Origin of the sequence: Cypionkella sinensis, from assembly GCF_042646385.1 — a bacterium.
Taxonomy (GTDB): Bacteria; Pseudomonadota; Alphaproteobacteria; order Rhodobacterales; family Rhodobacteraceae; genus Cypionkella; species Cypionkella sinensis.
In genome coordinates, this window is record NZ_JBHRTO010000001.1 from 1,307,225 (window position 1) to 1,331,690 (window position 24,466).

24 protein-coding genes and 2 tRNA genes are annotated in these 24,466 nt (G+C 61.4%); 11 read left to right on the forward strand and 15 right to left on the reverse strand.

Annotated elements, in window-relative coordinates:
• Nucleotides 1-171: 171 nt before the first annotated feature.
• The 4 genes from ACFOGH_RS06490 to ACFOGH_RS06505 are packed head-to-tail and all read right to left on the reverse strand — an operon-like array spanning nucleotide 172 to nucleotide 4,101.
• Nucleotides 172-720, reverse strand: coding sequence for a 6-phospho-3-hexuloisomerase (locus tag ACFOGH_RS06490; RefSeq protein WP_380072255.1), 549 nt, complete (start codon nucleotides 718-720; stop codon nucleotides 172-174).
• Nucleotides 717-2,210: an FGGY-family carbohydrate kinase gene (locus ACFOGH_RS06495; protein ID WP_380072256.1), complete on the reverse strand. Its 1,494-nt coding sequence runs from the start codon at nucleotides 2,208-2,210 to the stop codon at nucleotides 717-719. The genes ACFOGH_RS06490 and ACFOGH_RS06495 overlap by 4 nt, the downstream gene beginning before the upstream one ends.
• Nucleotides 2,207-3,292 (reverse strand): M42 family metallopeptidase, encoded by a 1,086-nt coding sequence (locus ACFOGH_RS06500; RefSeq protein ID WP_380072257.1) that lies wholly within the window; start codon nucleotides 3,290-3,292, stop codon nucleotides 2,207-2,209. The genes ACFOGH_RS06495 and ACFOGH_RS06500 overlap by 4 nt, the downstream gene beginning before the upstream one ends.
• Complete coding sequence (locus tag ACFOGH_RS06505) at nucleotides 3,292-4,101, reverse strand: BtpA/SgcQ family protein (RefSeq protein WP_380072258.1); 810 nt, start codon at nucleotides 4,099-4,101, stop codon at nucleotides 3,292-3,294. The genes ACFOGH_RS06500 and ACFOGH_RS06505 overlap by 1 nt, the downstream gene beginning before the upstream one ends.
• A 92-nt stretch (nucleotides 4,102-4,193) precedes the next feature.
• Between ACFOGH_RS06505 and ACFOGH_RS06510 the strand changes: the two genes are divergently transcribed.
• On the forward strand, nucleotides 4,194-5,213 hold the full coding sequence (locus tag ACFOGH_RS06510) for an aldo/keto reductase (protein WP_380072259.1): 1,020 nt from the start codon (nucleotides 4,194-4,196) through the stop codon (nucleotides 5,211-5,213).
• Between the two features lie 122 nt (nucleotides 5,214-5,335).
• On the opposite strand, the gene ACFOGH_RS06515 is transcribed toward ACFOGH_RS06510, so the two are convergent.
• Nucleotides 5,336-6,067: a GntR family transcriptional regulator gene (locus ACFOGH_RS06515; RefSeq protein ID WP_380072260.1), complete on the reverse strand. Its 732-nt coding sequence runs from the start codon at nucleotides 6,065-6,067 to the stop codon at nucleotides 5,336-5,338.
• A 52-nt stretch (nucleotides 6,068-6,119) separates the two neighbouring features.
• Here ACFOGH_RS06515 and ACFOGH_RS06520 point away from each other — a divergent pair, with 52 nt between their 5' ends.
• On the forward strand, nucleotides 6,120-7,643 hold the full coding sequence (locus ACFOGH_RS06520) for a UxaA family hydrolase (RefSeq protein WP_380072261.1): 1,524 nt from the start codon (nucleotides 6,120-6,122) through the stop codon (nucleotides 7,641-7,643).
• A 125-nt stretch (nucleotides 7,644-7,768) separates the two neighbouring features.
• On the opposite strand, the gene ACFOGH_RS06525 is transcribed toward ACFOGH_RS06520, so the two are convergent.
• Entirely contained in the window at nucleotides 7,769-9,142 is a 1,374-nt protein-coding gene (locus tag ACFOGH_RS06525; RefSeq protein ID WP_380072262.1) for a phosphomannomutase, read from the reverse strand.
• Nucleotides 9,143-9,279: 137 nt separating this feature from the next.
• On the opposite strand from ACFOGH_RS06525, the gene hisB reads away from it, so the two are divergent.
• The 3 genes from hisB to ACFOGH_RS06540 all read left to right on the forward strand — a co-directional run bounded on the left by hisB (nucleotide 9,280) and on the right by ACFOGH_RS06540 (nucleotide 11,478).
• On the forward strand, nucleotides 9,280-9,867 hold the full coding sequence (gene hisB, locus ACFOGH_RS06530) for an imidazoleglycerol-phosphate dehydratase HisB (protein ID WP_380072263.1): 588 nt from the start codon (nucleotides 9,280-9,282) through the stop codon (nucleotides 9,865-9,867).
• 66 nt (nucleotides 9,868-9,933) lie between these two features.
• On the forward strand, nucleotides 9,934-10,572 hold the full coding sequence (gene hisH / locus ACFOGH_RS06535; protein ID WP_380072264.1) for an imidazole glycerol phosphate synthase subunit HisH: 639 nt from the start codon (nucleotides 9,934-9,936) through the stop codon (nucleotides 10,570-10,572).
• Nucleotides 10,573-11,478 carry a glutaminase gene (locus tag ACFOGH_RS06540; protein WP_380072265.1) on the forward strand — a complete coding sequence of 302 codons (906 nt, stop codon included), beginning with the start codon at nucleotides 10,573-10,575 and terminating at the stop codon, nucleotides 11,476-11,478.
• A 153-nt stretch (nucleotides 11,479-11,631) separates the two neighbouring features.
• On the opposite strand, the gene ACFOGH_RS06545 is transcribed toward ACFOGH_RS06540, so the two are convergent.
• The 3 genes from ACFOGH_RS06545 to hisA form a co-directional block, all read right to left on the reverse strand.
• Entirely contained in the window at nucleotides 11,632-11,940 is a 309-nt protein-coding gene (locus ACFOGH_RS06545; RefSeq protein ID WP_380072266.1) for a phosphoribosyl-ATP diphosphatase, read from the reverse strand.
• A complete protein-coding gene (hisF, locus tag ACFOGH_RS06550; RefSeq protein WP_380072267.1) occupies nucleotides 11,937-12,698 on the reverse strand; it encodes an imidazole glycerol phosphate synthase subunit HisF in 762 nt (253 codons plus the stop codon). The genes ACFOGH_RS06545 and hisF overlap by 4 nt, the downstream gene beginning before the upstream one ends.
• A gap of 99 nt (nucleotides 12,699-12,797) precedes the next feature.
• On the reverse strand, nucleotides 12,798-13,517 hold the full coding sequence (hisA, locus tag ACFOGH_RS06555; protein WP_380072268.1) for a 1-(5-phosphoribosyl)-5-[(5-phosphoribosylamino)methylideneamino]imidazole-4-carboxamide isomerase: 720 nt from the start codon (nucleotides 13,515-13,517) through the stop codon (nucleotides 12,798-12,800).
• 132 nt (nucleotides 13,518-13,649) lie between these two features.
• Here hisA and ACFOGH_RS06560 point away from each other — a divergent pair, with 132 nt between their 5' ends.
• The 3 genes from ACFOGH_RS06560 (at nucleotide 13,650) to ACFOGH_RS06570 (ending at nucleotide 15,223) form a co-directional block, all read left to right on the forward strand.
• A complete protein-coding gene (locus tag ACFOGH_RS06560) occupies nucleotides 13,650-14,042 on the forward strand; it encodes a DUF2147 domain-containing protein (RefSeq protein ID WP_380072269.1) in 393 nt (130 codons plus the stop codon).
• A gap of 78 nt (nucleotides 14,043-14,120) precedes the next feature.
• Nucleotides 14,121-14,993, forward strand: coding sequence for a DMT family transporter (locus ACFOGH_RS06565; RefSeq protein ID WP_380072270.1), 873 nt, complete (start codon nucleotides 14,121-14,123; stop codon nucleotides 14,991-14,993).
• Complete coding sequence (locus ACFOGH_RS06570) at nucleotides 14,984-15,223, forward strand: Ada metal-binding domain-containing protein (protein ID WP_380072271.1); 240 nt, start codon at nucleotides 14,984-14,986, stop codon at nucleotides 15,221-15,223. The genes ACFOGH_RS06565 and ACFOGH_RS06570 overlap by 10 nt, the downstream gene beginning before the upstream one ends.
• A 51-nt stretch (nucleotides 15,224-15,274) precedes the next feature.
• On the opposite strand, the gene ACFOGH_RS06575 is transcribed toward ACFOGH_RS06570, so the two are convergent.
• A complete protein-coding gene (locus ACFOGH_RS06575) occupies nucleotides 15,275-15,718 on the reverse strand; it encodes a CoA-binding protein (RefSeq protein WP_380072272.1) in 444 nt (147 codons plus the stop codon).
• Between the two features lie 282 nt (nucleotides 15,719-16,000).
• Nucleotides 16,001-16,786 (reverse strand): 23S rRNA (guanosine(2251)-2'-O)-methyltransferase RlmB, encoded by a 786-nt coding sequence (gene rlmB, locus ACFOGH_RS06580; protein ID WP_380072273.1) that lies wholly within the window; start codon nucleotides 16,784-16,786, stop codon nucleotides 16,001-16,003.
• A gap of 142 nt (nucleotides 16,787-16,928) precedes the next feature.
• On the opposite strand from rlmB, the gene ACFOGH_RS06585 reads away from it, so the two are divergent.
• A tRNA-Tyr gene (locus ACFOGH_RS06585) sits at nucleotides 16,929-17,012 on the forward strand.
• Between the two features lie 134 nt (nucleotides 17,013-17,146).
• Nucleotides 17,147-18,415, forward strand: a complete 1,269-nt coding sequence (locus ACFOGH_RS06590) for a tyrosine-type recombinase/integrase (RefSeq protein WP_380072274.1) — start codon at nucleotides 17,147-17,149, stop codon at nucleotides 18,413-18,415.
• A gap of 613 nt (nucleotides 18,416-19,028) precedes the next feature.
• Here ACFOGH_RS06590 and ACFOGH_RS06595 read toward each other — a convergent pair.
• On the reverse strand, nucleotides 19,029-19,439 hold the full coding sequence (locus ACFOGH_RS06595) for an XRE family transcriptional regulator (RefSeq protein WP_380072275.1): 411 nt from the start codon (nucleotides 19,437-19,439) through the stop codon (nucleotides 19,029-19,031).
• 337 nt (nucleotides 19,440-19,776) lie between these two features.
• On the opposite strand from ACFOGH_RS06595, the gene ACFOGH_RS06600 reads away from it, so the two are divergent.
• Nucleotides 19,777-20,988, forward strand: a complete 1,212-nt coding sequence (locus ACFOGH_RS06600; RefSeq protein WP_380072276.1) for a hypothetical protein — start codon at nucleotides 19,777-19,779, stop codon at nucleotides 20,986-20,988.
• Between the two features lie 108 nt (nucleotides 20,989-21,096).
• On the opposite strand, the gene ACFOGH_RS06605 is transcribed toward ACFOGH_RS06600, so the two are convergent.
• From ACFOGH_RS06605 to ACFOGH_RS06615, 3 genes are all read right to left on the reverse strand, one after another.
• Nucleotides 21,097-22,332, reverse strand: a complete 1,236-nt coding sequence (locus tag ACFOGH_RS06605; RefSeq protein WP_380072277.1) for a type II toxin-antitoxin system HipA family toxin — start codon at nucleotides 22,330-22,332, stop codon at nucleotides 21,097-21,099.
• Nucleotides 22,329-22,640 (reverse strand): helix-turn-helix domain-containing protein, encoded by a 312-nt coding sequence (locus ACFOGH_RS06610; RefSeq protein WP_380072278.1) that lies wholly within the window; start codon nucleotides 22,638-22,640, stop codon nucleotides 22,329-22,331. Before ACFOGH_RS06610 ends, ACFOGH_RS06605 begins: the two co-directional genes overlap by 4 nt.
• 1,717 nt (nucleotides 22,641-24,357) lie before the next feature.
• Nucleotides 24,358-24,447: transfer RNA gene (locus ACFOGH_RS06615), tRNA-Ser, on the reverse strand.
• Nucleotides 24,448-24,466: the final 19 nt, after the last annotated feature.

Consider the following 24,466-nt stretch of genomic DNA (forward strand, 5'->3'; position numbering starts at 1 on the left):
GCCTTGGGGCGGATGGCTCGGGATGCTCCGCAGGGAGTAATTAAGCCAAGATGAAGCGATAAGAACCACAACTTCATCTTGGCAAAAATACTCCCGCCGGAGGCTTCGACGCTGGCCCAATGCGAGGGGGCGTCAGGCCCTGTCCGCGCAAGCCAAGCCAGCTTTGGCTGGTTATTCCATATTGGTATGCCGCGCCCGCATATCCTCTGCCGCCTCGCCCTTCAGATCGCGCAGGCGCAGCACCATGATTTCAAACACCAGAAACATCGCGCCCTCAAACAGCGACCCCATCGGCAGCACCGAGGCTCCCCCCACATCGCGCGCCATCGTCTGCGCCGGGATCAGCAAGACCTGATCCGCCAGCGCCAACGAAGGCCCGGCACCCTCTGCCGTCACCATCAGCACCCCAGCCCCCGCCGCCCGCGCCACGCCAGCCAAAGCCGTGACCGTCGCCAGATCGCCCGGCCCGCAGGCGGCGAAGAACAGATCATTCGGCCCCAGCGGCGGCGCGGTCAGATCGCCCTGCATCGAAACCGCGATCCCCAGATGATAGAGCCGCATCGCAAGCGCCCGCATCATCAGTCCCTCGCGCCCGCAGCCGTAAAGCATAACCCGGCGCGCGCCCAAGATCCGCGCGCAAGCGGCCTCGACCGCCGCCGCATCCATCCGGTCCGCCACCGCCGCGAGTTCTGCCAGCGCGCCCTGCATCAGATCTTTCACTGCCCACCCCCCAATTCATGCGCAATATCGCGGCTTTGCTGGTAAAGCCGCTTCCACAGCGGATATTGCCGCGCATAGATCGGCTCGGCCACAGGCTGCACCACCCGCGCCACCGGGTTCCATTCGCTGATCTCCTCGGGCAGCACCGCCCTCACCGCCACAGCCGCCAGAAACGCATCGCCATAGCTGGCGCCAATGGTTTTCTCGGCCACGATCTGCGGCACGCCGCCAAAGTCCGAGGTCGCCTGCATCCACACCGCGTTCTTCGTGCCACCGCCCACCGCCAGCACGCGCAGCGGCTCGGCCCCCAACTCGCGGCACACCTCCATCACATGCGCGGTGCCGGATGCGATCCCCTCCAGCACCGCGCGGAACAGATCGCCCCGGCTGTGAGTGAGGTTCAGGCCAAAGAACGTCCCCACCGCGCCCGGATCATGGATGGGCGTGCGCTCACCCGAGAAATACGGCAGGCACAGCAGCCCCTTCGCCCCTTTCGGGCTGGCCGCCGCCTCGGCGGTCAGAATGCCAAACGCACCCTCGCTCAACTCGCGCGCAAACTGGTCGCGGAACCAATGCGTCAGCGTGCCAGAGGTCGCCAAACCCGCCATCGAGGCATGTTGCCCCGGATAAAGCCAGGGCGCATACCACATCCGCGCGTCGCGCACCGGCAGCGCCGTCAACTGGATGATGAAGATGGTCGAGCCATACATCATCATCATCTCGCCCGCGTCTTTCACCCCGACCGAGACCGCCTCGGCCGCCGCGTCAATCGTGCCTATCGTCACCGGCGTTCCAACCGCTAGCCCGGTTTCCGCCGCAGCCGCTGCCGTCACATGGCCCGCAATCTCGGTAGACCACGCCAGCCGTGGCAGGCGGTCCAACGGGATGAGATCTGCCGCCAGTTCCTGCGTCCAAGCCAGCCGGTTCACATCATACAACGGCGAGAAATTCGCCGCCGTATAATGGTCGATCACATAGTCCCCGGTCAGCTTCCATGTAAGGTAAGGCGTCGCCGACAGCACCATCGCGGTCTGCGCATAAATCTCGGGCCGCTGCTGTTTCAGCCACAAAATCTTTGGCCCCACCGATTGCGAGGTCAGCGCATTGCCGCAGCGGGCCATGATCAGTTCGGCACCGATATTCTCTGTCAGTTCGGTAATCTGCGCCGCAGCCCGCGTGTCCACCCCGTAAAGCACACCGTTCATCAGCGGCTTGCCTGCCGCATCCACTGGCAGCATACAGGGGCCAATCGCCGAACACGCCACCGCGATGATATCTTCGGGCTTTACCTGAGACAGATGCAGCAACGCCTTGGTGACATGGACAAAATCCCCCCACCAATCTTCCTCGGCGCGATGCTCGGCCCAACCCGGTTGCGGCACCAGCATCTTGTGGGCGCGCGTCGCCTGCGCGACAATCACGCCTGCGCCATCAACCAGCACGCCCTTGGTCTCAAACGTGCCGATATCGACACCAAGGGTGTAACTCATCGCAGGCCCCGCGACAGATCAAACCCCGGACCGATCTGCGACAGCGCCTGTTCCAGCAGATCGACCATGCCCGACAGATCGCGCATATCCAGCACCTCGAGCGCGGAATGGCTGTAGCGCATTGGGAAACCGACATCGAGGCAGGCCACGCCTTCCGTTCCCATGAACTGTATATAGGACAGATCGGTCAGCGCCCCGGTATGGGCGGAGCGTTGCAATGGCAGGCCGCGCGCTGCGGCTGCCACCTCGAACAGCCGCACCAAGGCGGGGTGAGGGATCACGCCGTTCAGCGTGCCACGCCCGTGGAAGGAATAGAGCGATATCCCCGGCCCGCCGCCCAAAGTCACCTCGCCGCGCTGGGTCATGTCCGGCGTGTCGCAGGCGAGAAGCAGATCAATCTGCAAGGCGATATCGGGGGCGCAGGCCGTCGCCGCAGGCAGGACGCCGCGCAGGTTGTATTCCTCTTGCACCGACCAGACCAGATGCACGGTCGGGCCAGACGCGCGCCCCACCAGTCGCCGCGCCAGATCAATCAGCGCTGCACAACCCGCGCGATCATCCACCGAGGTGCCAGCAAGCCGATCACCAGCCAAGTCGAGCACGCGCGGCAGATAAATCACCGGGCAGCCGATGCGCACGCCCGCCGCCTCGGCCTCGGCGCGGCTGGCAAAGCCCGCATCGACGTAAAGCTCGGCATAGGGCACCACGCGGTATTTCTCATCCGGGGTGGTGGCGTGGTGGCTTTTGTTGGCGATCAGCCCCGGCACATCGCCGTGATCGGTGCAGATCAGCACCGCCTGCGCCGCCAAGGCGCGTTCTGGCACGCCACCCAGGCGTTCCAGCCGGATCAGGCCAGAGTCTTCAACCTTGCGGATGATAAAGCCCAACTGGTCCATATGGGTGAACATCATCACTGAAGGCGCATCTGGATCACCGGGAATGGTCGCAATCAGGTTGCCCAAACGATCACAGCGATGGGCTAGGCCCAAGGCGTCGAGATGCCCGGCGATGCAGGCGGCGACACGGTCTTCGTAGCCCGCAAGGCCGGGGATCAGCATCAGTTCCTTCAGCAAATCCCGCATCACGCCCCCCTGACTGCGCGGACGCGGTCCATGAAGTCGCGGGCGCGGGACGGGTCAACCGCCGACCACGTGTCGCCACCATGCTTCAAGGCCGAGCCAACAATGCAGCCATCGGCGACCCGCAGCACCTCGGCCACCGTGTCATGCTTCACCCCGGTATTCGCCAGCACGGGGGTATTCGGCAGCACACGTTTGACCGATTCCAGATCGACCATCTTCGCAGCCTCGCCGGTGATCGCGCCCGACACCAGCACCGCATCGGGGATCGAGGAAAACACCGCCGAGCGCGCCCGGTCGGGCAAGCTGCGCGGATCGAGCGAGCCTGCAAACTCGGCCGAGACGTTGTAGAGTTTCGCCACCCCGCCCGCGCCAATCCGCTGGCCATAGCGCAGGGCCGCCCCGGCGTCAGGGGCCCAGACGCCCATATCGCTGGCGTAGGTGCCGGTGAAAATCTCACGCACGAACTGCGCGCCTGTGGCCGTGGCCAAGGCCATCGTCGCCATCGGGTCCCACAGCACATTCACCCCGAACGGCACGGAAATCTGCGCGCGCAGACGGCCAATCACATAGCCCATCGTCACGGTGCTGGCGGCATCGACCTTCAGCTCATAGGGGCGGTCGTTTTCATTGCCGAACATCACCGCATCAAAACCCGCCGCCTGCAATGCCGCAAGATCAGCAGCCGCGCCTGCAATGATGCCCTCTACCCCGGCCTCGGGATCGTGCAGCGGCGTGCCCGGCAGCGCCCCCAGATGCACCATCGCAATCACCGGCTTTTTCGCCCCGAAAACCTGCGCAAACCGTGTCATGAATTCCTCCTGTTTTGCGGCAGGCTAAGGCGAAAGCGATTGGCTGGAAAGGTGGAACACACTAGCATGTCAGTGAAAATCAGGGGGCAAAGATGCGCATCAGACATTGGGATCGTTTGGGCAACGGCGGCCTTGATTTCACCGAACTCGGCTTTGGTGCCGCCCCCATCGCCAACCTTTACCGCGCTATATCGGAGGCAGATGCGCAAGCCGTCTTGGCCCGCGCATGGGAGGCTGGCGTGCGCTATTTCGACACCGCACCGCTTTATGGGCTTGGTCTGTCGGAAACCCGGCTGAACCATTTCCTGCGTGACAAACTGCGCGATTCCTATGTGATCTCGACCAAAATCGGCCGCCACCTGCGCCCCTGCCCGCCCGATCAGCGCGACGGCATCGGCAAATGGTTCGACGTGCCCGCCCGGCGTGAAGAATACGACTACAGCTATGACGGCGTGCTGCGCAGCCTTGATGCCAGCCTGCAGCGCACCGGGCTGGACCGCGTCGACATCCTTTATGCCCATGATCTCGATCTGGCGAACCACCACAGCCCATCTGCCCTTGATGCGCGGCTGAACGAGTTCATGTCTGGCGGCTACCGCGCCTTGTTGGAGTTGCGCGAGCAAGGCGTGATCAAGGCCTTCGGCGCGGGCGTGAACGCGTGGGAGCCTTGCCAATGGCTGCTGGAGCGTGGTGATTTCGATCTGTTCCTGCTGGCGGGCCGCTACACCCTGCTGGAGCAAGCCGCGCTGGACAGCTTCCTGCCGCTGGCGCAACGGCGCGGTGTGGGCATTGTGATTGGCGGGCCCTACAATTCCGGTATCCTTGCCTCAGGCCCGAAACCCGGCGCTTTCTATAACTACGACCCCGCCCCTGACCACATCCTGACCCGCGCCGCCGCCCTGCAAGCCGTCTGTGCGGCCCATGGCGTGCGGCTTGTCGATGCTGCGTTCCAGTTTCCGCTGCGCCATCCGGCGGTGGTCTCGGTGATCCCCGGCGGGCAAGGCGTGGCCGAGATGGACAGCAACGCCGCCGCCGCAACTGCGCAGGTTCCCGCAAGCCTTTGGGCTGATCTGAAGGCGCAGGGCCTGCTGCATCCAGAGGCCCCGATCTGACAGCCCGGATCGGGCAATCAAGGCAGGGTGATCAAGGCGCCGTATCTTCCCATCTGGGAATGACTTGTGGTTTTGCCTTGTATTTTCCGCATTTTCCACAAGATGTGGTATAATTCGGCACATCAGGGGTTGAACAGATCTGGGTGGCTGCGCTCTAGCGGCTCGAGATAGGTCAGCAGTTTGCGCAGATGCCCGCGCATCGCCGCCCGCGCCGCCTGCGGATCACGGGCCTCGAGTGCCGCCAGAATCCCGCGATGCTCCTCCAAGGTTGCCGCCACCCGGCCATCGACGGGCAGCACCAACCGGCGCGCGCGTTCGACATGCACCCAAGCGGTCTCCGCCACCACCGACAGCTTGCGATAGCCGGTAAAGCTGCGGATCAGATCGTGCATCTCGCCGTCCAACTGGTAGAAACCGGGGAAATCGCCATCCGCCAGCAAAGCCGCCTGCACGGTGATATTGCGGCGCAGCGCCACCAACTGCTCATCACTGATGGTTTCGGCCACGCGCTCGATCGCCTGCAACTCGATGGCCTCGCGCACGAAGGCACCTTCGCGGATTTCATCCATCGAGAAGCGCGCCACATAGGTGCCCGCTTGTGGGATCACATCCACCAACCCCTCGGTGGCCAGCCGCGCCACCGCATCCGACACCGGGCTGCGCGACACGCCCAGTTCGGCGCAAATCTCGGGCTTGCGCAGGATTTCACCGGGGCGATAGCTCAGCGACAAGATCGCTTGCCGCAGGGTCTGATAGACCTTCGACCCCAGCGAACCCACGAACATCTCAAGCGGTTGCAAGCGGTGGTTTGCCGCGATCGGGTCTTGTGAGAAGGCATCTTCGGACTGTAACATGCTAACATGTTAGCCGAGCCAAGCCTCGGGATCAAGCAAAGGCGACAGCAAAATGTTACAAAGCAATCAAAGTGTGATACGCTTGAATCCAGCCGATAATCTGGTGATCGCCCTCGTCGATCTGCCCAGCGGCACACAGCCCGGCGGGCTGGATATCGCCACCACCCAAGCGATTCCCCGTGGCCACAAAATCGCCACCCGCCCGATTGCTGCGGGCGAACAGGTGATCCGTTACGGCCAGATCATCGGCGAAGCCACCTGCGATATTGCGGCCGGGGCGCATATTCACAGCCATAATCTTGGCATGGGGCCGCATACCGACGATTACGCCATAGGCCGCGAAAGCCACGCCCTGCCCGCTTTGCCGCCGCGCGAATTCATGGGGTATCACCGCGCCGACGGCCAAGTCGGCACCCGCAATTACATCGGGATTCTGACTTCGGTGAACTGCTCGGGTTCCGTCGCGCGCTTTATCGCCGAAGCTGCCGAGAAAGACCCGGTGCTGTCGTCGATGCCGAATATCGACGGCTTTGTGCCGATTGTGCACAATACCGGCTGCGGCATGTCGGGGGTGAATGAGGGTTACGACACCCTGATGCGCACGCTGAAAGGCTATGCCCGCAACGCCAATTTTGGCGGTATCCTGCTGGTGGGTCTGGGCTGCGAGGTGATGCAGGTGCCCGATCTGGTCGGCCAAGGCCGACTGCGCCCGGATGGCAATTTTCGCTACATGACGATCCAGCAAACCGGCGGCACCCGCGCCACCATCGCGGCGGGGCTGAAGGTTTTGCGCGAAATGGCCGAGGTCGCTGCCCAAACCGCCCGCGCGCCTGCGCCCGTCTCCAAGCTGATGATCGGCCTGCAATGCGGTGGCTCGGATGGCTATTCCGGCATCACCGCCAATCCGGCACTTGGACATATGTCCGACATGCTGGTGCAGATGGGTGGCACCACCATCCTGTCGGAAACGCCCGAGATTTACGGGGCGGAACACCTGCTGACGCGCCGCGCAGTCTCGACCGAGGTTGGTGAGAAACTGCTGGAGCGCATCAAGTGGTGGGAAGATTACACCGCCCGCAACGGTGGTGAGATGGACAACAACCCTTCCCCTGGCAACAAGAAAGGTGGCCTGACAACGATCTTGGAAAAGTCGCTGGGCGCGGTTGCCAAGGGCGGCACCGCCCCCTTGGTTGGCGTCTATAAATTCGCAGAGCCCATCACCACCCCCGGCTTCACCTATATGGACAGCCCCGGCTATGACCCCTGTTCCGTCACCGGCCAGATCGCCTCTGGCGCCACGATGATCATCTTTACCACGGGCCGAGGCTCGGTCTCGGGCTATAAACCCAGCCCCTGCATCAAGCTGGCGACCAACACCGAAATGTATAATCGCCTGGCCGAGGATATGGACATCAACTGCGGCGACATCCTCACAAACGGTGTGAGCATCGCCGCGAAAGGTGCTGAAATCCTTGAGAAAGTCATCGCCGTGGCCTCCGGCCAGCGCACCTTCTCGGAAGAGTTGGGCTTTGGTAGCGCCGAGTTCGTGCCATGGCAGATTGGTGCCGTGATGTAGCCACCTCAGCGCCCTGCACGCCTGTTGAAGCCTCCGGCGGGAGTATTTAGGCCAAGATGAAGTTGAAGCGTGCCGCTTTGGTCATCCTCTCTGCCTAAATATCCCCGCCGGAGGCTTCTGCCGCCTCAGCCCTCGCTGCGGATCAAGGCCGAAATCTCGGCCACAGCCTGCTCCACCAGATCCACCCGCCCGCGCGATTCCACGTTCAAGCGCAACAGTGGCTCGGTATTCGACGAGCGCAGGTTGAAGCGCCAATCGCCAAACTCAAGGCTCAGCCCGTCCAGATCATCCCGCGCCTGCGCCCGTGGCGCATAGGCCGCCTCGATCTTCGCCACCACGGCGCGGGCGTCCTTGACCCGGAAGTTGATCTCACCCGACGACGGAAACGCCGCCCGCCGTGCCGCCAACAGATCGGCCAGCGACAGCCCCGTCCGCCCCATCAACTCGGCCACCAGCAGCCACGGGATCATGCCGGAATCGCAGGCCATGAAATCGCGGAAATAGTGATGCGCCGACATCTCGCCGCCGTAAACCGCCCCGGTGTCGCGCAGGGCTTGCTTCAGAAACGCATGGCCGGTCTTGGCCGCCACCGTCCGCCCGCCCGCGCGCGTCACCACATCCTGCGTGTTCCAGACCACGCGCGGATCATGGATGATCACAGCCCCCGGCTCTTTCGCCAGAAACACCTCGGCCAGAAGCCCGACCAGATATTCCCCGGCGACAAAGCCACCGCTGGCATCAAACAGGAAGCAGCGGTCGAAATCACCGTCCCAGGCCACCCCCATGTCGGCCCCTGCGGCCACCACCGCCTCTGCCGTCACCGGCTGGTTTTCCGGCAGCAGCGGGTTGGGGATGCCATTCGGGAAACTGCCATCCGGCTGATGATGCATCCGTACGAATTCCAGCGGAGCCCCCGCCGCCGCCAAGCCTGCCGCAATCGCATCAAAGGTCGGCCCCGCAGCACCATTGCCCGCGTTCACCACGATCTTCAACGGCCGCAGCGCGCTGATATCGACAAACGACAGCACCCGGTCGACAAAGCCCGCCCGCACCGCCGCGGCATCAACGACGCGGCCACCGGGCTGATCCGGTGCAAAGGCGCCACTTTCCGCCAGCGCCTTGATCCGCGCCAACCCCGTGGCCGCATCCAGCGGAGCCGACCCGCGGCGGACCATCTTCATGCCATTGTAATCCATCGGATTATGCGAGGCCGTCACCTCGATCCCGCCATCGGCATCCAGCGCCGTGGTGGCAAAATACATCTCCTCGGTGCCGCATAGGCCAAGGTCCAGCACCTCGACCCCCGCCGCCACCAGCCCTTCGGCCACCGCCCGCGCAAGCTCTGCCGAGGATGCCCGGCAATCCTGCCCCAACACCACGCGACTAGCGCCCAAACCTTCCGCAAAGGCCCGACCGATCCGGCGCGCAATCTCTGGGTTCAACTCGTCGCCCAACTTGCCGCGAATGTCATAGGCCTTGAAGCAGGTATAGTTCGTCATGTTCCACCAGTGTGACGCCAAAGTTGCGCGCCACCATAGGCATCATCCGCGCAACGTCCACCCGATTTGCGTGCAGCGGCGCTTTTCAACTCCGCCCCCCCGCCCTATAAGGCCGCAACCCCAGCAAGGAGCCCGCGATGCGCAGCGCCGAGATCACCCGCAACACCAACGAGACCAAGATCGCCGTTGCCATCAACCTCGACGGCACCGGGCGCAGCGAGATCAAGACCGGGGTTGGCTTTTTCGACCATATGCTCGATCAACTCGCCCGCCACTCGCTGATCGACCTCAGCGTTCAGGCGCAGGGTGATCTGCATATCGACGATCACCACACCGTCGAGGATGTCGGCATCGCACTCGGCCAGGCGCTGACCCGCGCCTTGGGCGACAAGAAGGGCATCCGCCGCTATGGCCATTTCCGCCTTGCGATGGATGACACGCAAGTGGCCTGTGCACTCGACCTTTCCGCCCGCCCCTATCTGGTCTGGCAAGTGCCGTTCACCGCCGCCAAGATCGGCAGCTTTGACACCGAACTCGTGCGCGAATTCTTCCAGGCGCTGGCCACGCACGGCGGCATCACCTTGCATGTTGACCTTATCCATGGGCTGAACAGCCACCACATCGCCGAGGCCGCCTTCAAATCCGTCGCCCGCGCCCTGCGCGAAGCGGTGGAGCCTGATCCCCGCATGGCAGGCGTTCTGCCTTCCACCAAAGGCGCGCTCTAGGTCATCCTCTCTGTTTAAATATCCCCGCCGGAGGCTCCGACGCCGCCAGCAACCGAAGGGCCCCCTATGCTCACCGTCCTCGTCGACTACGATTCCGGCAACCTGCACTCGGCAGAAAAAGCCTTTCAGCGCATGGCGTTGGAGACGGGTGCTGGCGAAGTGCTGGTGTCCTCGCGCCCCGAGGATGTCGCCCGCGCCGACCGTATCGTGCTGCCCGGCGATGGCGCTTTCCCGGCCTGCCGCCGCGCGCTTGGCAGCTATGGCGGCTTGTTCGAAGCGATTGAGGAAGCCGTCACCACCCGCGCCCGCCCGTTTCTGGGCATCTGCGTCGGGATGCAGATGATGGCAACTTGGGGCCGCGAATATCAAGACACCAAGGGGTTTGACTGGATCGCTGGCGAAGTGGTCAAAATCACCCCTGCCGATGCTGCGTTGAAAGTGCCGCATATGGGCTGGAATGATCTGGTGCTTGATCACCCGCACCCGGTTCTGGCAGGCATCCGCACGGGCGATCATGCCTATTTCGTGCATTCCTACCATTTCCGCGTCGAAAACCCGGCCCACCGCCTTGCCCATGCCGATTACGCGGGCGAGATCACCGCGATCATCGGACGCGACAATATGCTGGGGATGCAGTTTCACCCCGAGAAATCGCAAGCCACCGGCCTGCGGCTGATCGGCAACTTCCTGCGATGGACGCCCTGAATGCAGGCGCTGCTGGATCAGATCGCCGCCGAGATGGCCACCGCCCCCGATCGCGGCCGCGTGGCCAGCTACATCCCGGAACTCGCCAAGATCGACCCGCAGCAGTTCGGCATCGCCGTCGCCCTGCCCTCGGGTGAGGTCTACAGCGCGGGCGATGCGGCCACACCATTCTCGATCCAGTCGATTTCCAAGGTGTTCATGCTGGCCATCGCCTTGGGCCGCTTGGGTGATCAGATCTGGGCGCGGGTGGGGCGCGAACCCTCTGGCCTTGCCTTCAACTCGATCCTGCAACTGGAGCAGGAAAACGGCATCCCGCGCAACCCGTTCGTCAATGCGGGCGCGATTGCCGTCACCGATGCCATCTTGCAAAACCGCCAGCCGCGCGAGGTTCTGGCCGAGTTGTTGCGCTTCATTCAGGCGGCAGCCGAAGATGACAGCATCACCATCAATCAGGCGGTGGCAAAATCCGAACAGGCCACCGCGCATCGCAACATCGCCTTGGCCGAATTCATGGCGGCGATGGGCAACCTGCGCAACCCGGCAGCGCTGACCATCGGCACCTATGTGCATCAATGCGCGGTCGAGATGACCACCACCCAACTCGCCCGCGCCGGCCGTTTTCTCTTGGGCGTGCCCGGCGCACCGCGTCTGGTGTCCCTCGCCCGCATCCGCCGCATCAACGCGCTGATGATGACCTGCGGCCACTACGACGCTTCGGGCGAATTTGCCTACCGGGTTGGCCTGCCGGGAAAATCCGGCGTCGGCGGCGGCATCCTCGTCGTGGCCCCCGGCAAAGCCAGCATCGCCGTCTGGTCGCCGGGCCTGAACGCCAACGGCAACTCACAACTCGGCACGCTGGCGGTTGAGAAGCTGGCACGCGGTATGGGCTGGTCGGTGTTCGGGTAACTCCCGAAACCACCGCTACAATTTCACCTGTTCTCAAATATCCCCGCCGGAGGCTTCCCCGGCCAAAACCCGCGCAATCGTTAACATTTCCTTAAGTCACGCGCGCAACCCACTGATATCGCACAGCCTGTGCGCGGTCCCAACTCGGGACCTCTACCGCGCCGCCTTTTCCGCGATCCCCGAAACGCCTTCCCGCCGCTCCAATTCGGCCACCACATCCGCCAGCGTCAGATCCCTTGAAGCCAGCATCACCAGCAAATGATAGACCACATCCGCCGCCTCCGCGGTCAGCTTGGCGCGGTCGCCCTTCACCGCCTCGATGATCGCCTCCACGGCTTCCTCGCCAAATTTCTCGGCACATTTCTCCGGCCCCTTGGCCAGCAGCTTCGCCGTCCAGGAAGACTCCGGGTCGGCCGATTTTCGGGCAAGGATTGTCTCGCTCAACCGTTGCAACGCGTTCATGTCAACCTCATCGGAATACCCGCCGCCGCCATATACTGTTTGGCCTCACCAACGGTAAATTCGCCAAAGTGAAAGATCGACGCCGCCAGCACCGCCGACGCGCCGCCCTTGGTCACACCCTCCACCAGATGCTCCAGCGTGCCCACGCCACCGGAGGCGATCACCGGCACGGACACCGCATCCGAAACCGCCCGCGTCAGGCCAAGGTTAAAACCCGCCTTGGTGCCATCGCGGTCCATCGAGGTCAGCAGGATCTCTCCCGCCCCCTTGGCGACCACCGTTCGCGCAAATTCCACCGCATCAATCCCGGTGGCTTTGCGCCCGCCGTGGGTGAAAATCTCCCACTTCCCCGGTGAGACGGTCTTGGCATCAATTGCCACCACGATGCACTGGCTGCCGAACCGATCCGCCGCTTCGGCCACCACATCGGGGTTCGCCACAGCCGCCGAGTTGAACGAAACCTTATCCGCCCCAGCGAGCAGCAACGCGCGCACATCGGCGTGGGTGCGCACCCCGCCGCCCACGGTCAGCGGCATGAAACAAGCCTCAGCCGTGCGCGTCACCAGATCAAACATGGTGCCACGATTTTCATGGGTGGCGTGGATGTCGAGGAAACACAGCTCATCCGCGCCCGCGGCATCATAGGCGCGCGCGGCCTCTACCGGGTCGCCCGCGTCGCGCAAGGACACAAAATTCACGCCCTTGACCACACGGCCATCGGCCACATCAAGGCAGGGGATCAGGCGGGTTTTCAGCATGGACGAACCTTGGAATTGGGGCCGGTGGGGGTCAGGGGGCGGATCCCTCCCCCTCGGCTGCCGCCTCACCCCCAAGGGCCACGGCAGGCGGAGGATGGACTAGGCTTGCAACGCTTTCAATGCCGCCGCCAGATCAATCGCACCATCATACAGCGCGCGGCCCGAAATTGCCCCGGCAATCACGCCGGTATCGCGCAGCGCGATCAGGTCATCCATCCGGCTGACCCCACCGCTGGCGATCACCGGGATCGACACCGCCCGCGCCAAAGCCTCGGTCGCTTCAAGGTTCGGGCCCTGCATCGCGCCGTCGCGATCAATGTCAGTGTAAATGATCGCGGCAACGCCTGCATCTTCAAAGCTGCGGGCCAGATCGGTGACTTTCACCGTGGTCTCAACCGCCCAGCCCTTGGTGGCCACCATGCCCTTGCGCGCATCAATGCCCACGGCGACCTTGCCGGGGAAAGCCTTTGCCGCCTCGCGCACCAGGCTTGGATTTTCCACCGCCACCGTGCCGAGGATCACCCGCGACAGGCCCTTTTCCAGCCACATCGCGATGGTCGCCATATCGCGGATACCGCCGCCGAGTTGTGCTGGCACCTTGACCGCTGCCAAGATCGCCTCAACCGCCGCCGCATTCACCGGGGCACCTGCGAAAGCACCGTTCAGATCGACCAGATGCAGCCACGCGCAGCCTGCGTGCTGAAACTTCAGCGCCTGCGCCGCCGGATCATCGCCAAACACCGTCGCCGCCGTCATCTCGCCGCGCAGCAGCCGCACACATTGGCCGTCTTTCAGGTCAATCGCCGGATATAGGATCATCGCTGTCTCCATCTGTTGCGACAGGCTTTAGGCCGCATGGCCGCGATTGCCAAGACCCGCGCGACCCTACGTCAGAGTTGATTTGCGCCAAATTGCGCGCAAGCTTGGCGCAGACCTTGAGGGAGGATGACCATGATCAAGAAACTGCTACTCGCCGCCGTGCTGAGCTTTGGCGCAGGGGCCGCACTGGCCGACCCTGTGGAGGGCGTGTGGAAGACCAAGCCTGACGACAACGGCAATTTCGGCTATGTGCAGATCAAGCCCTGTGGCGCCATGTTCTGCGGCACGCTGATCAAGGCGTTTGGCGCCGATGGCAAGGAAAAGGCCAGCGAGAACATCGGCAAAAAGATTGTCTGGGATATGGTCGCTTACCCGGACGGGCTTTATGACGACGGGCAAATCTGGTCGCCCGATCGCGACAAGACCTACAATTCGGACATGACCCTGTCGGGCAACAAACTGTCGGTGCGTGGCTGTGTGATCGGGATTTGCCGCGATGGCGGCACCTGGACCCGGGTGAAATAGGCCAGCGTGAAATAGCATAAACCGGGTCGCCTTTCGCAGGCGGCCCGGTTTATCTGGCGGTCAAAGCAGGAGCCGCCGATGTCGGGTAAAGATTGGATACGTCTGGCGAGCCTCTCCCTGTTGTGGGGTGGCTCGTTTTTCTTTGTGGCGGTGGCGTTGCGCGGCCTGCCGACGCTGAGTGTGGTCTGGGGCCGCGTCGGTTTGGGCGCGGTATTTCTGGCGCTGGCCTTGTGGCTGAGTGGCACGGCGTTTCCGCGTGGTGCGCCAGTGTGGCGGGCGCTGCTGGTGATGGGGCTTCTGAACAACGCGGTGCCGTTTACGTTGTTCGTGCTGGCGCAGGGGCGGATTTCGGGCGGTATGGCCTCGATCCTGAACGCCACAACGCCGCTGTGGGGCGTTCTGCTGGCGCATATGTTGACGGACGAAAAGATCACGCTGGCCAAGGCTTTGGGGTTGGCCTGCGGCTTTGCCGGGGTGGTGGTGATGATGGGCGGCGCTGCTGTCGGCGATCTGTGGGCCAGCCTTGCTTGTCTGGGGGCTGCGTTTTCCTATGGCCTTGCCGGGGTTTGGGGTCGGCGGTTTCGCGCGCTCGGCGTGCCGCCGCTGGCCACCGCGTTTGGGCAGGTGGCGTCGGCTGCGGCGCTGCTGTTGCCGATCTGGCTGGTGGTGGATCAGCCTTGGCATCTGCCGATGCCGCCGCTGGATGTGATCGGTGCTGTGCTGGCGATTGCGGCGTTTTCCACCGCTTTGGCCTATCTGATCTATTTCCGCCTGCTGGCATCGGCGGGGCCGAGCAACCTTTTGCTGGTGACATTTCTGGTGCCGGTTTCGGCCTGCCTGCTGGGCGCGGTGTTTCTGGCCGAGCCGATTGTCGCGCGTCAGCTTGCAGGCTTTGGACTGATCGCTTTGGGATTGGCGGCGCTGGATGGAAGGGTGTTGAAATGGCTTTAAGCGGCGGCGGTCAGCCCACAGATCAGGATTGGCAGGATTTGCTGACAAAGACCGCCCGCGCGGGCGTCTACGGCGTGGCCAGCACCGGCATCTGCTGCGATTTCGGTTGCCCGTCACGTCCGCCGCTGCGCAAAAACCTGCGGATGTTCGAGACGGTGGCCGCTGCCGAGGCCTGCGGCTATCGCCGCTGCAAACGCTGTGCGGCGCGGGATGCGCGTATAAAACCCTGACAGATCAGCGGAATACCGGGACGTAACTGCGGTGTATCTGCGACGCCGCCCCTATCTGCCTTGCGATTTCGGCACGATGCCAAGCCGGGGGATTTCAATCGCTGGGCACCGGTTCATCACCGCAGTGACGCCCCTGTCTGTCGCGCGTTTGGCTGCAGCCGGATCGGTGACGCCAAGCTGCATCCAGACCGCTTGCAGATCGGGAAATGTCGCCAGCGCCTCATCCACCACCGCACCTGCTTCTTCCGAGCGGCGGAAAATATCCACCATATCAACGCCGCCTTCGATTTCGGACAGGCTGGCGCGCACGACCTCGCCCAAAGCCACCTGCCCTGCCTGCCCCGGATTGACCGGAATCACCCGATAACCCTGCTGCGCCAGATAAGCCGCGACGCCATGGCTGGCGCGTTCCGGCTTGGGCGACCAGCCCACCACGGCAATCGTGCGGGCACGTTCAAGAACAGCGCGGATTTCGGCATCGGAATTGGTCTGCATGGCAAGCCTCGATCTGATGGGCAGATAAAAAGACGTCCGGGTCACAGGATCAACCTGCGCCGGACGTCAAGGTGTGGAACGAGGGACAGTAAACAGGCACCGCGAGGGTTCCGGCTCGCGTGACTATGATATGGATGCCACAAGCGCGGATTTAAGAGGGGATCGCAATTTTGTGATGATGCGGCTGCGGCAAGCTTGGGGGCGGTATTGGGGGCTAGCCCCCAAACCCCCAGGATATTTAAGCAGAGAGGATGACAATTTTAGATAAAGTTTAGCTGATGTTTAGCGAGTCGCCGCCGCATATAGGCCAACAGCCGCAGCATTTGAGACGTTCAGGCTGCCAAATTCGCCGACAAACGGGATGCGCGCGATCACGTCGCAGGTTTCGCGCGTCTTTTCGCGCAGGCCGGGGCCTTCGGCGCCCAGCACCAGGGCAACCGGACGCTTGCCCACCTGTGCCATCGCCTCGGACAGGGGCACCGTGCCATCGCCATCCAGCCCGATCAGCGTGTAGCCCATCGCCTTCAACTCGACCATCGCCTCGGCTAGATTGGTGACTTTCAGGTAGGGCTGACGCTCGAGCGCGCCGCTGGCGGTTTTCGCGAGCGCGCCGGTTTCGGGCGCCGAATGGTGGCGCGGGGCCACAACCGCACGGGCACCAAACACCTCGGCCGAACGCAGAATCGCGCCGACGTTATGCGGATCGGTGACACGGTCAAGCAGCACGATCAGCGGCTCACCCGCCCCCGAAATCGCCACATCGGCCAGTTTGCCCCAGTTCAGCGCCTTGACCTCAAGTGCCGCACCCTGATGCACCGAACCTTCGTCAATCGGCACCGAAAAATGCCGTGGGTCCGAGAGTTCAGGTGCCATGCCGGAAAACGCCACCGCCTCTTCCAGCTTGTCGAGCGCGTTCTTGGTGACGACCAGACGGATTTTCTCACGCTTGGGATTCATCAGCGCATCGCGCACCGCATGCAGGCCGAACAGCCAAACGGTCTCCCGCGCTTCGGCCCGGCGATTGCGCTCTTTATCCACCACCCAAGACGGTTTTTTGTCACCCGACATCGCGTTTCAGCCCCATATCCTGCGGGCGCGACAATGCGGGCTGGCGGGATTGGGCGCAAGGTGAAAGCTTTGAAAAATCCGAAGATAAGCCGCCGATCCGCCCTTGACGCCCCCGACGCGCTTCGGTAATCACCGCCGCAGTGGGCGATATGCTGCAAGGTGCGGCAGCGGACTGTAACTCCGCCGAGGCGACTCATGCTTGGTTCGATTCCAAGATCGCCCACCAAATAAAATCAATGACTTACGGCAGATTTGAGTAGATCAGCCAGCCGCCGAGGCCAAAAGTGCTGCACATTTCGCTGCACAATCTGCTAGGCACCCTCCCTTGATTACACGGCGATTCCGATGCATTTCTTGCACATGGCAATCAAGAAACGCGGCAAGATATACCAACTCGTTCAACGTGTCCCCCGGCGCTACCAGCCGGTAGAGGCGCGCGAAACCGTTTGGATAAGCCTGCACACCGACAGCGAAACCGCAGCCAAGGTCAAAGCACCTTTAGCTTGGGCGCAGATGATTGAGGCGTGGGAGGCTAGGTTGGCGGGCGATTCCCAAGATGCCGAAACTCGATTTGATGCTGCCAAGGAACTCGCTGCCATGCGGGGCTTTCGATACCTGCCCGCTTCCCGAGTAGCGAAGCTGCCTCGGGAAGAACTGTTGCAGCGCATTGAAGCCGTCCAGACCTCGGGCGATGCACCTGTAAAGACCGAAGCGGCTGCGATCTTGGGTGTAGTGGCGGAACCCGCGATCACCGTTTCCCGCGCACTAGAGCTGTTCTGGACGCTGGCAAAGGCCAAGACGCTGGGAAAGTCAGAGGCGCAGGTCAAGAAATGGAAAAGCCCGATCAAGCAGGCAATCCGCGACTTCATCGCGGTTGTTGGCGATAAGGCGATACATGAGATCACCCGAGATGACGTTCGGTCGTTCCGCGACTGGTGGCTTGAACGCATCGAAACGGAAGACCTGAACCCGTCCACCGTGAACAAGAATATGGATCACTTCGGCAAGGTGCTGAAACTGGTGAACGAGGAAAAGCGACTTGAACTGGTGCTGCCCCTTGGCGGGCTGCGCTTAGAGGAAGGCGAAAAGAACACTCGCCCACCCTTCTCGGTGGATTGGATCAAGAACGAACTGTTGAAGCCGGGTGCATTGGATGGGTTGGACGCCGAAGCGCGCGCGATTTTGCTGATCATGGTGAACACCGGCGCGCGGCCTTCCGAGATACGCGCCCTCACTAAAAGCACGATCCACCTTACATCCAACGTTCCACACATCAGCATCGAACCGGATGGTCGAAAACTGAAAACCAAACATGCGCGCCGGAAAATTCCGCTTGTGGGTGCCAGCCTAGAGGCCATGCGTGGCTTCGCAGATGGCTTCCCGCACTACCGGGAAAGCGAAGGGTTATCGAAGGCCATAAGCGACTACATGACAGCGAACAACCTGCGTGAGACGCCCGCCCATAGCCTCTATTCGCTTCGGCATTCGTTTGAAGATCGCATGTTGAAAGCGGGCGTAGATGAGCGCATCCGGCGCGACCTTATGGGCCATCGGCTCACGCGGGAACGCTATGGGGAAGGTGCTGATCTTGCGCACCTACACTCGCCGATTCAAGCCATAGCGCTCTGACGCGCGACTACGGCACGGGCGCGGGCCATGACGTCACCCTCTGCTTGCGCGAGTGAAATTTCGTGTTCAAGGCGAACAAAGATCGGCGCATAGGCGGGGTCGGAAACTACCAGCTTCGCGACCTTGGCTTGGGCAGCGTGTAGTCTTTGCAGATCGGATAGAGTGACGGGTGCAGGCATGGGGCAAACTCGGGTTGTTACCCTAAGCCTTTATGCGCGTGGTCGGAATCTGTTCGCTGGGATGAAGAAATGAGCAAGGCTTTCGCCCTGCCCTTTAAGATCCTATCGGCACCACTCGGTTGAGACCTGCCACCGAGCAGGCAACGTGCTTCATGCCTTCGGGCAAATTTCTGATGCTATCGGAGGAAGGTCGGCAACTTCAGCGCCTTGAGGTGACTTCCCTGACATCGGGAACCGGGTGACATTTTTCACGCCGACGCCTCATCCCGCGTCGAGAAGCGCCCTCAACGCCCTGACGCGGCTCGTGGTGATCTTCGGGTCGCTGCCGCACGAGATGACCCTGATAAACTCGACCCAAGCCTGCTCGTTCGAGGTCAGCTGGTCCCATGGTCCCGCCGGGGCCGTCGGAAGGGTGAACACGCTATCGCTATCGCTCATTTACCGAACACTCCTCTCAGTGCAGCGCGTGACCGCGCAGTCAGACGCGGATCGGTGTTGTCCGACGCATCGCGAAGTTCGTTCAGCCAACCGCGCTCGTTCTCGGTTGCGGGCGTGCCGAATATCTCGTTGATCGCTTTAGCTGCCGTCGCACCCACAGCCTGATCGAGGGCGAGGCGCATCAGGTAAGCAGGGTCGACCTCCAGCGCCTTCGCCAGAGACGGGACGCGGTCGAGCGGCACTTTGTTGCGACCGTTCTTCAGGAAGGTCATCATGTTCGCATTTGCAAAGCCCGCTTCTGACGCGATTTCAGCCTGGGTCTTGCGGTGCGACAGGTCGCGGACACGATCAGCGATCAGCTTCGCGGTAGCGGTGTTCTGGTAGGGGTTGGTCATGTTCTCGCTCATGTTGTTGGTTACATGACTTACTTACCGAGTCGTAGCAGCGCGGTCGGGTGGGAGTTGCGCTGAGAGGTTGGGATCTGCGAAGTCCTAGAAAAACCACACGAAAACGCTGGGGATGCACCCGGTGTCCGCAGGTCGGGGGCGCCTGAACCTTCCACTCCCTGTCCTAGACCGACACGATAAACGTGGTCGCGCTTAGAAAATTGATGCGGGTCACGAATGGAAGGATGTTGCGGAACCTGTTTGCCCTCCCTCTTCTCGGACGCCGCCATTCTAGCTTGTCGCAATGAGAACGGAGGAATACGTTGATCACAATATGTGCAGCTACCGGGAGTTCAGGATGAAAGCGCTTACAGGTTTTGGATCGTTGTGCACTGCTCTCACCATTTTCTGCACTTCTCTCGCATCATGCACCCCTGTATCGGCACAAACAGCGGTGCAGTCCGAAGAGCGCGCGATGCTGCTTGTGCCTGAAAACCTTGCAGAGCTTGAAGACGCACTCACTGACATTCGGGGCTTGTTGGACAAATTCGAAAAAGCGGATTCGGATGGAGGTTTGCTGACCAACGGAAAAGCAGACTATCAGGCTAAACTGAATTCGGAGTTAGAGGCGCTACTCGATACATTCAGCGGCAACGAGTATTCAAAGGCCCAAACAGAACTGGCCGAGGCCGATCTGGCGATCACGACCGGCGAAGACCAGCTTGAGCGCCTTAAAAGCGATCTGCGACTGGCCCCAAAAGGCAATGGCCAGCTCTCCATAGCTGATCGTGCAATGATGCGTGACGCAGCCTCTGGGAGTGAGAACGCAATCAAGGAGGAGATGGCGACCACCCAGGCCACGATCGACACGGCAAAAACGGCCAGAGCTAACGCTGTCGCTGGGTTTGTGGACGTGATGGCCGAGAGATTTGGCTTCATCTTGCCGCAAGAGCAGGCGACTGCTTTGCTTTATCAGGTCAATGGTTACTCCATCGTCCAATCAAAGATCGTTTTCGAAACTATAGTTGCCTTGGAGCAGCACCTGCGTGTCGGGCTGGATGAACAAAGCAGTGCCGCTACCGTGCAGCGCTATTATAGTGTCGCGGCGATCTCCCGACTGATGCTGGTGCGCATGTATCAGCTCCATTTGGAGCAATACGAGGCTCGCTGGCTTCCGCGGTTGGCTGAAATAGAGGCCGAGAATACGCAACTGATGGCGGCCACGCGCACCTCCATCAGCGAGGCAAAGGCCCAGACCCAGCGTGCTCAGCTCAAGAATAATCTCAGTATTCAGGAAAAGACACGTGAGGCGATTGGCGTATATCAAAATCTACTCGAGAAGAGACGCCAGAACACATTGCGTGGTCTTGCCATGGCTGAAGGCGAGGCTGCAGTTGCGATCAACACGCTAAAGACGCTCGAGGGTGTTTTCGGCCTATCCGCCGAGATGTTCAGCAATACATCGGAATATGAAGCCCTTATGGGACTCAGCACGCCTGAACTGCTGCCACTCGATGGCGAGATGTTGGATCAGAATTTCATCGCGTTAAATCAAAAGCTGGGCGCTTAGAGCTTCATCCGGGTTCAGCCACCAAGTGAAAACTGGCTTCAGCCTCGCAAGCAGACAATCGCCCACCTTCGCGACAACCTCGTGCACCCTTCGAGGACCAGCTCTTTGTCACCACCCTCTGGCGAAACCATGGAGATTGCCGATGTCGGCGCTCAGCTTTGTAGGAACGTCTGAGTTGTTCGCGAAGCCCATCCAGCCCGAAACCGCCGCATCTACTTCCTCAACTATCTCCACCGCTCGCTTCGGCTTGATCCCTACCTTCGCGGCCACGGCTTCGAACTGGGCCGGGCCTGGCCAGCGCCCCTCACCACCAACCAGCAGCGTATGTTCGCCACCTGGACCGCGGCTGAAGCTGAGGTCGTAAGCTGGTGCAAGGTGCCACGCACCATTTCGTTCCATCAGGAAGGCGTGGTTCTTCAAATGGTCATCGCGGTTCAGGCCGCGGACGTTGAAGACCATGCGCCGGAACATCTCCTCGACAGCACGCTGATCGCGGGTCATCAAGCGCACGACCTTCAGCAGTTCTGCATAGTCGAGTGTGGCGGTGCGGAAATCCACGTCCAGCAGCGCAGCGACGGTCTGCATGTGCAGCCGACCTGCACCGTTGCGGTCAAAACGATCCGTGACAAAGAAGGCCTCGCCGGATGTTGCGCGCAACACTTCCACGGGGGCCATGTCGATCCCGGCGGCACGGGCCATCGCGGCATAAGCGGCTTCAGCCTCGACCGCGCCCACCTCATCCGAGAGGGCACGCCGCTTGACCAAGACGTGCCTCCAACCTGGCTCCCACGCCAGCCGGTGGCTTCGCAGACGCGAATTATCGCTCGAGATTTGTGCGACGAACTTAGGCCGTGCACCCTGCGAGCCGCCAGCCATCATGCGCAGCCGTTCCAGGTCATCTGCGGTGGCAGCGCCGCCTACCTCAGGCACCAGCCGGTCAAACCAATCGAGGCTGATTTCGTCGTGTGGTTCGGACTGCTCTTCGGGTTGATAGGTCAGCGCACCCATGCCATCGCGGCCGACCATCGCAAGCCGGTCCAGATCCGTGATGTCCACCGCCGAACGCCCGCGCGCGGCGAGATCTCTGTCGATCAGCAACCGCCCCCAACCGTCAGGCAAACTGTCACCGAACAGACTCGGCAGGTCGCCAAACGCGCGTCCACGCGGTCGCAGCAGGCCTGTGTAGGTCTTGACCAGAAGCGGGCTGACCGGCAGCGGCTGGACGATGAACGTGCTTTCCCATTCAACAGCGGCCTGACGGGCAGCTGCGTCCCAGCCCATTCGGCCAACGGGCAAGAGAGCCGGTCCGCCGAAATCAAGCGAGACGGACAGTCTGCGGATCATGCGATCTTCCTTCGCGCCCGGACCTGCTTTGGTGGTTGCGACTGACGCTCAACATCTTCCAGCGTGCGCGCCTCAATCATCGGGAACACACTATGAAACCCGTCCAGCGCATCCAGTGCTTCGGCAAGTGCAAGCAACGTTGTGAACGACACCTCCCCGGTATGTTCGAACCGTTTCAAGGTGCCCAGAGAAACACCGGAACGAGCCGCTAACACATTTTGCGTCAGCCCAAGCGCGTTCCTGCGGGATCGCGCGCGGATACGGATGGCTTCACGGATTTCGGTGGCTGTATCAAAGTTCGGAATCATGGCGTCCTTCGAGTCATTGGCTCGTATGTTAGCTTGAAGCGCACTAATAGCACAGTTTTAGCTAACATGTGATCTATTCTTGCGACACGTTGTTCGTTCACATCGCTGGATGCCTGCGGCCGCGCTCTGGTATTTCTGACGCAATCACGTGGACAAAAGCGCTTTCCGACAAAAACAGTCGGAAAGCAAAATGTTACATTCTGGTCCACCGATGTTAAATTACCGTTCAAAAACGTCGCATTTCGAGACGTAAATGCAAGATATGATGTCCATAGTTCACGACTAATGTTAAGTTTCAGCGGTAGAAAACCCCTTATTTTGTTGATCCGAGTGAGCGAAACCAGACGCGAAGTTTACAAAACGACCCTCGAAATCTCTTTTTCCGAAGAGACGGACCCGTGGTATGGGCATCGGGAATCGAAAAACGCTACATCGCCATCGACCGGTCTGATGTATTCAGGACCGACAAAGCACATGAGGACGATGGACGCGGCGATGCGTGCGCAACCTTAGCCTTCTACTAAGCAGCGGCATCAGGGCTTGGTCATCCACATGCGTGTATTCGCAAGAGCACGTCGCCTCATGTATTTAACAAACTCCATGTCCAACAGTGACACGGAGCAAGGCGGCCCATTTTCGTGCCAGCGTGCAGGAGGCGGCCAAGGGCAGCGTCCTCACCTTCTTAGCACTGTCGACATCACCGACACTACGGATGCACCTTAGCGGTCGCCCCATTGAGTCTGGCAGCGTGCGGAGTGCATGTGTAGCAATGTCTTGGCCAGTGACGGCCTCCTTGGTCGGCGCATTATCGCAGTGAGCGGGTGGAAGTTCGGCTCGGTCCACTGTCGTTGGCTTCGCTTTGATACTCATCGCGGTGTTCCATCGCCAGCCGCACCGCACGTTCGCGGAACTCGGGTGAATACGGCTTCGAGGTCTTCTTTTTTGATGTCTGTTCCATAACGGGCAATTCTCCGCGCGCTTTGCCCTCCGGTAAACCCGGGGCGGTTCAGGAAAGCAGGCGCATCGTCCACCGGGCGCAAATGAACTACTTCGTGCTGGCCGTGCACCGTATTCTCATGAATCCTCAGAATCTAGCCTGCCCCGCGCTTCAAGCCTCTGGTGCCGCGCGCGTTCAAAGCCAACCCAGATTCCGTTCTGGTCCAAGCCGCGGCTTGCCAGTTCATCACGCGCCAAGTTGTTCAGGTCCAATTCTCCTTTGCTTACTGCAACTAGGACACGAACCGTTGCGACTTGAATGAACTCAATTTCGTCTAGTGTGAAACGTCCTTTGGAGTACGACATGGGTTCCGGAATATTTGACGACGCTTTGTCGTGTTGAGTTGCGTTGCGTTGCGTGAACGCACACATCCATTGGTGTTTCCGGTAGTCAACGGCATCGGTCTGAGAGGCGCAGATACTGGAAGCCATCTCCCCAGTTTCACGATTCAGCAAAGAAGTTCGCTCCCAGTCGCAGAAGATCTAACGCGACAGATGCAAAACCTTAACGCCTTGGCCGCAGAAATTTATTATTTTTCATTACGTTACAGAACTTCACCAAAACCGCACAGTCATCAGCTTCGGAGAATATCGGCCGTGAGAGACGCCTTCTGGCCATCTTGGAGGCCGGGCCGGTGCTCAGCACTACCCGCATAAGCCACGAAAACAACGGAAAAATCCGGCGGCAGCCGGATCAGGAGAACGCTTTCGCTAGGGCAAGTGGCGGATCGATAGGGATTCGAACCCTAGAGACGGTTCCCCGCCTACACACTTTCCAGGCGTGCGCCTTCGACCACTCGGCCACCGATCCGTTGCGGGTGTTTAGCCTG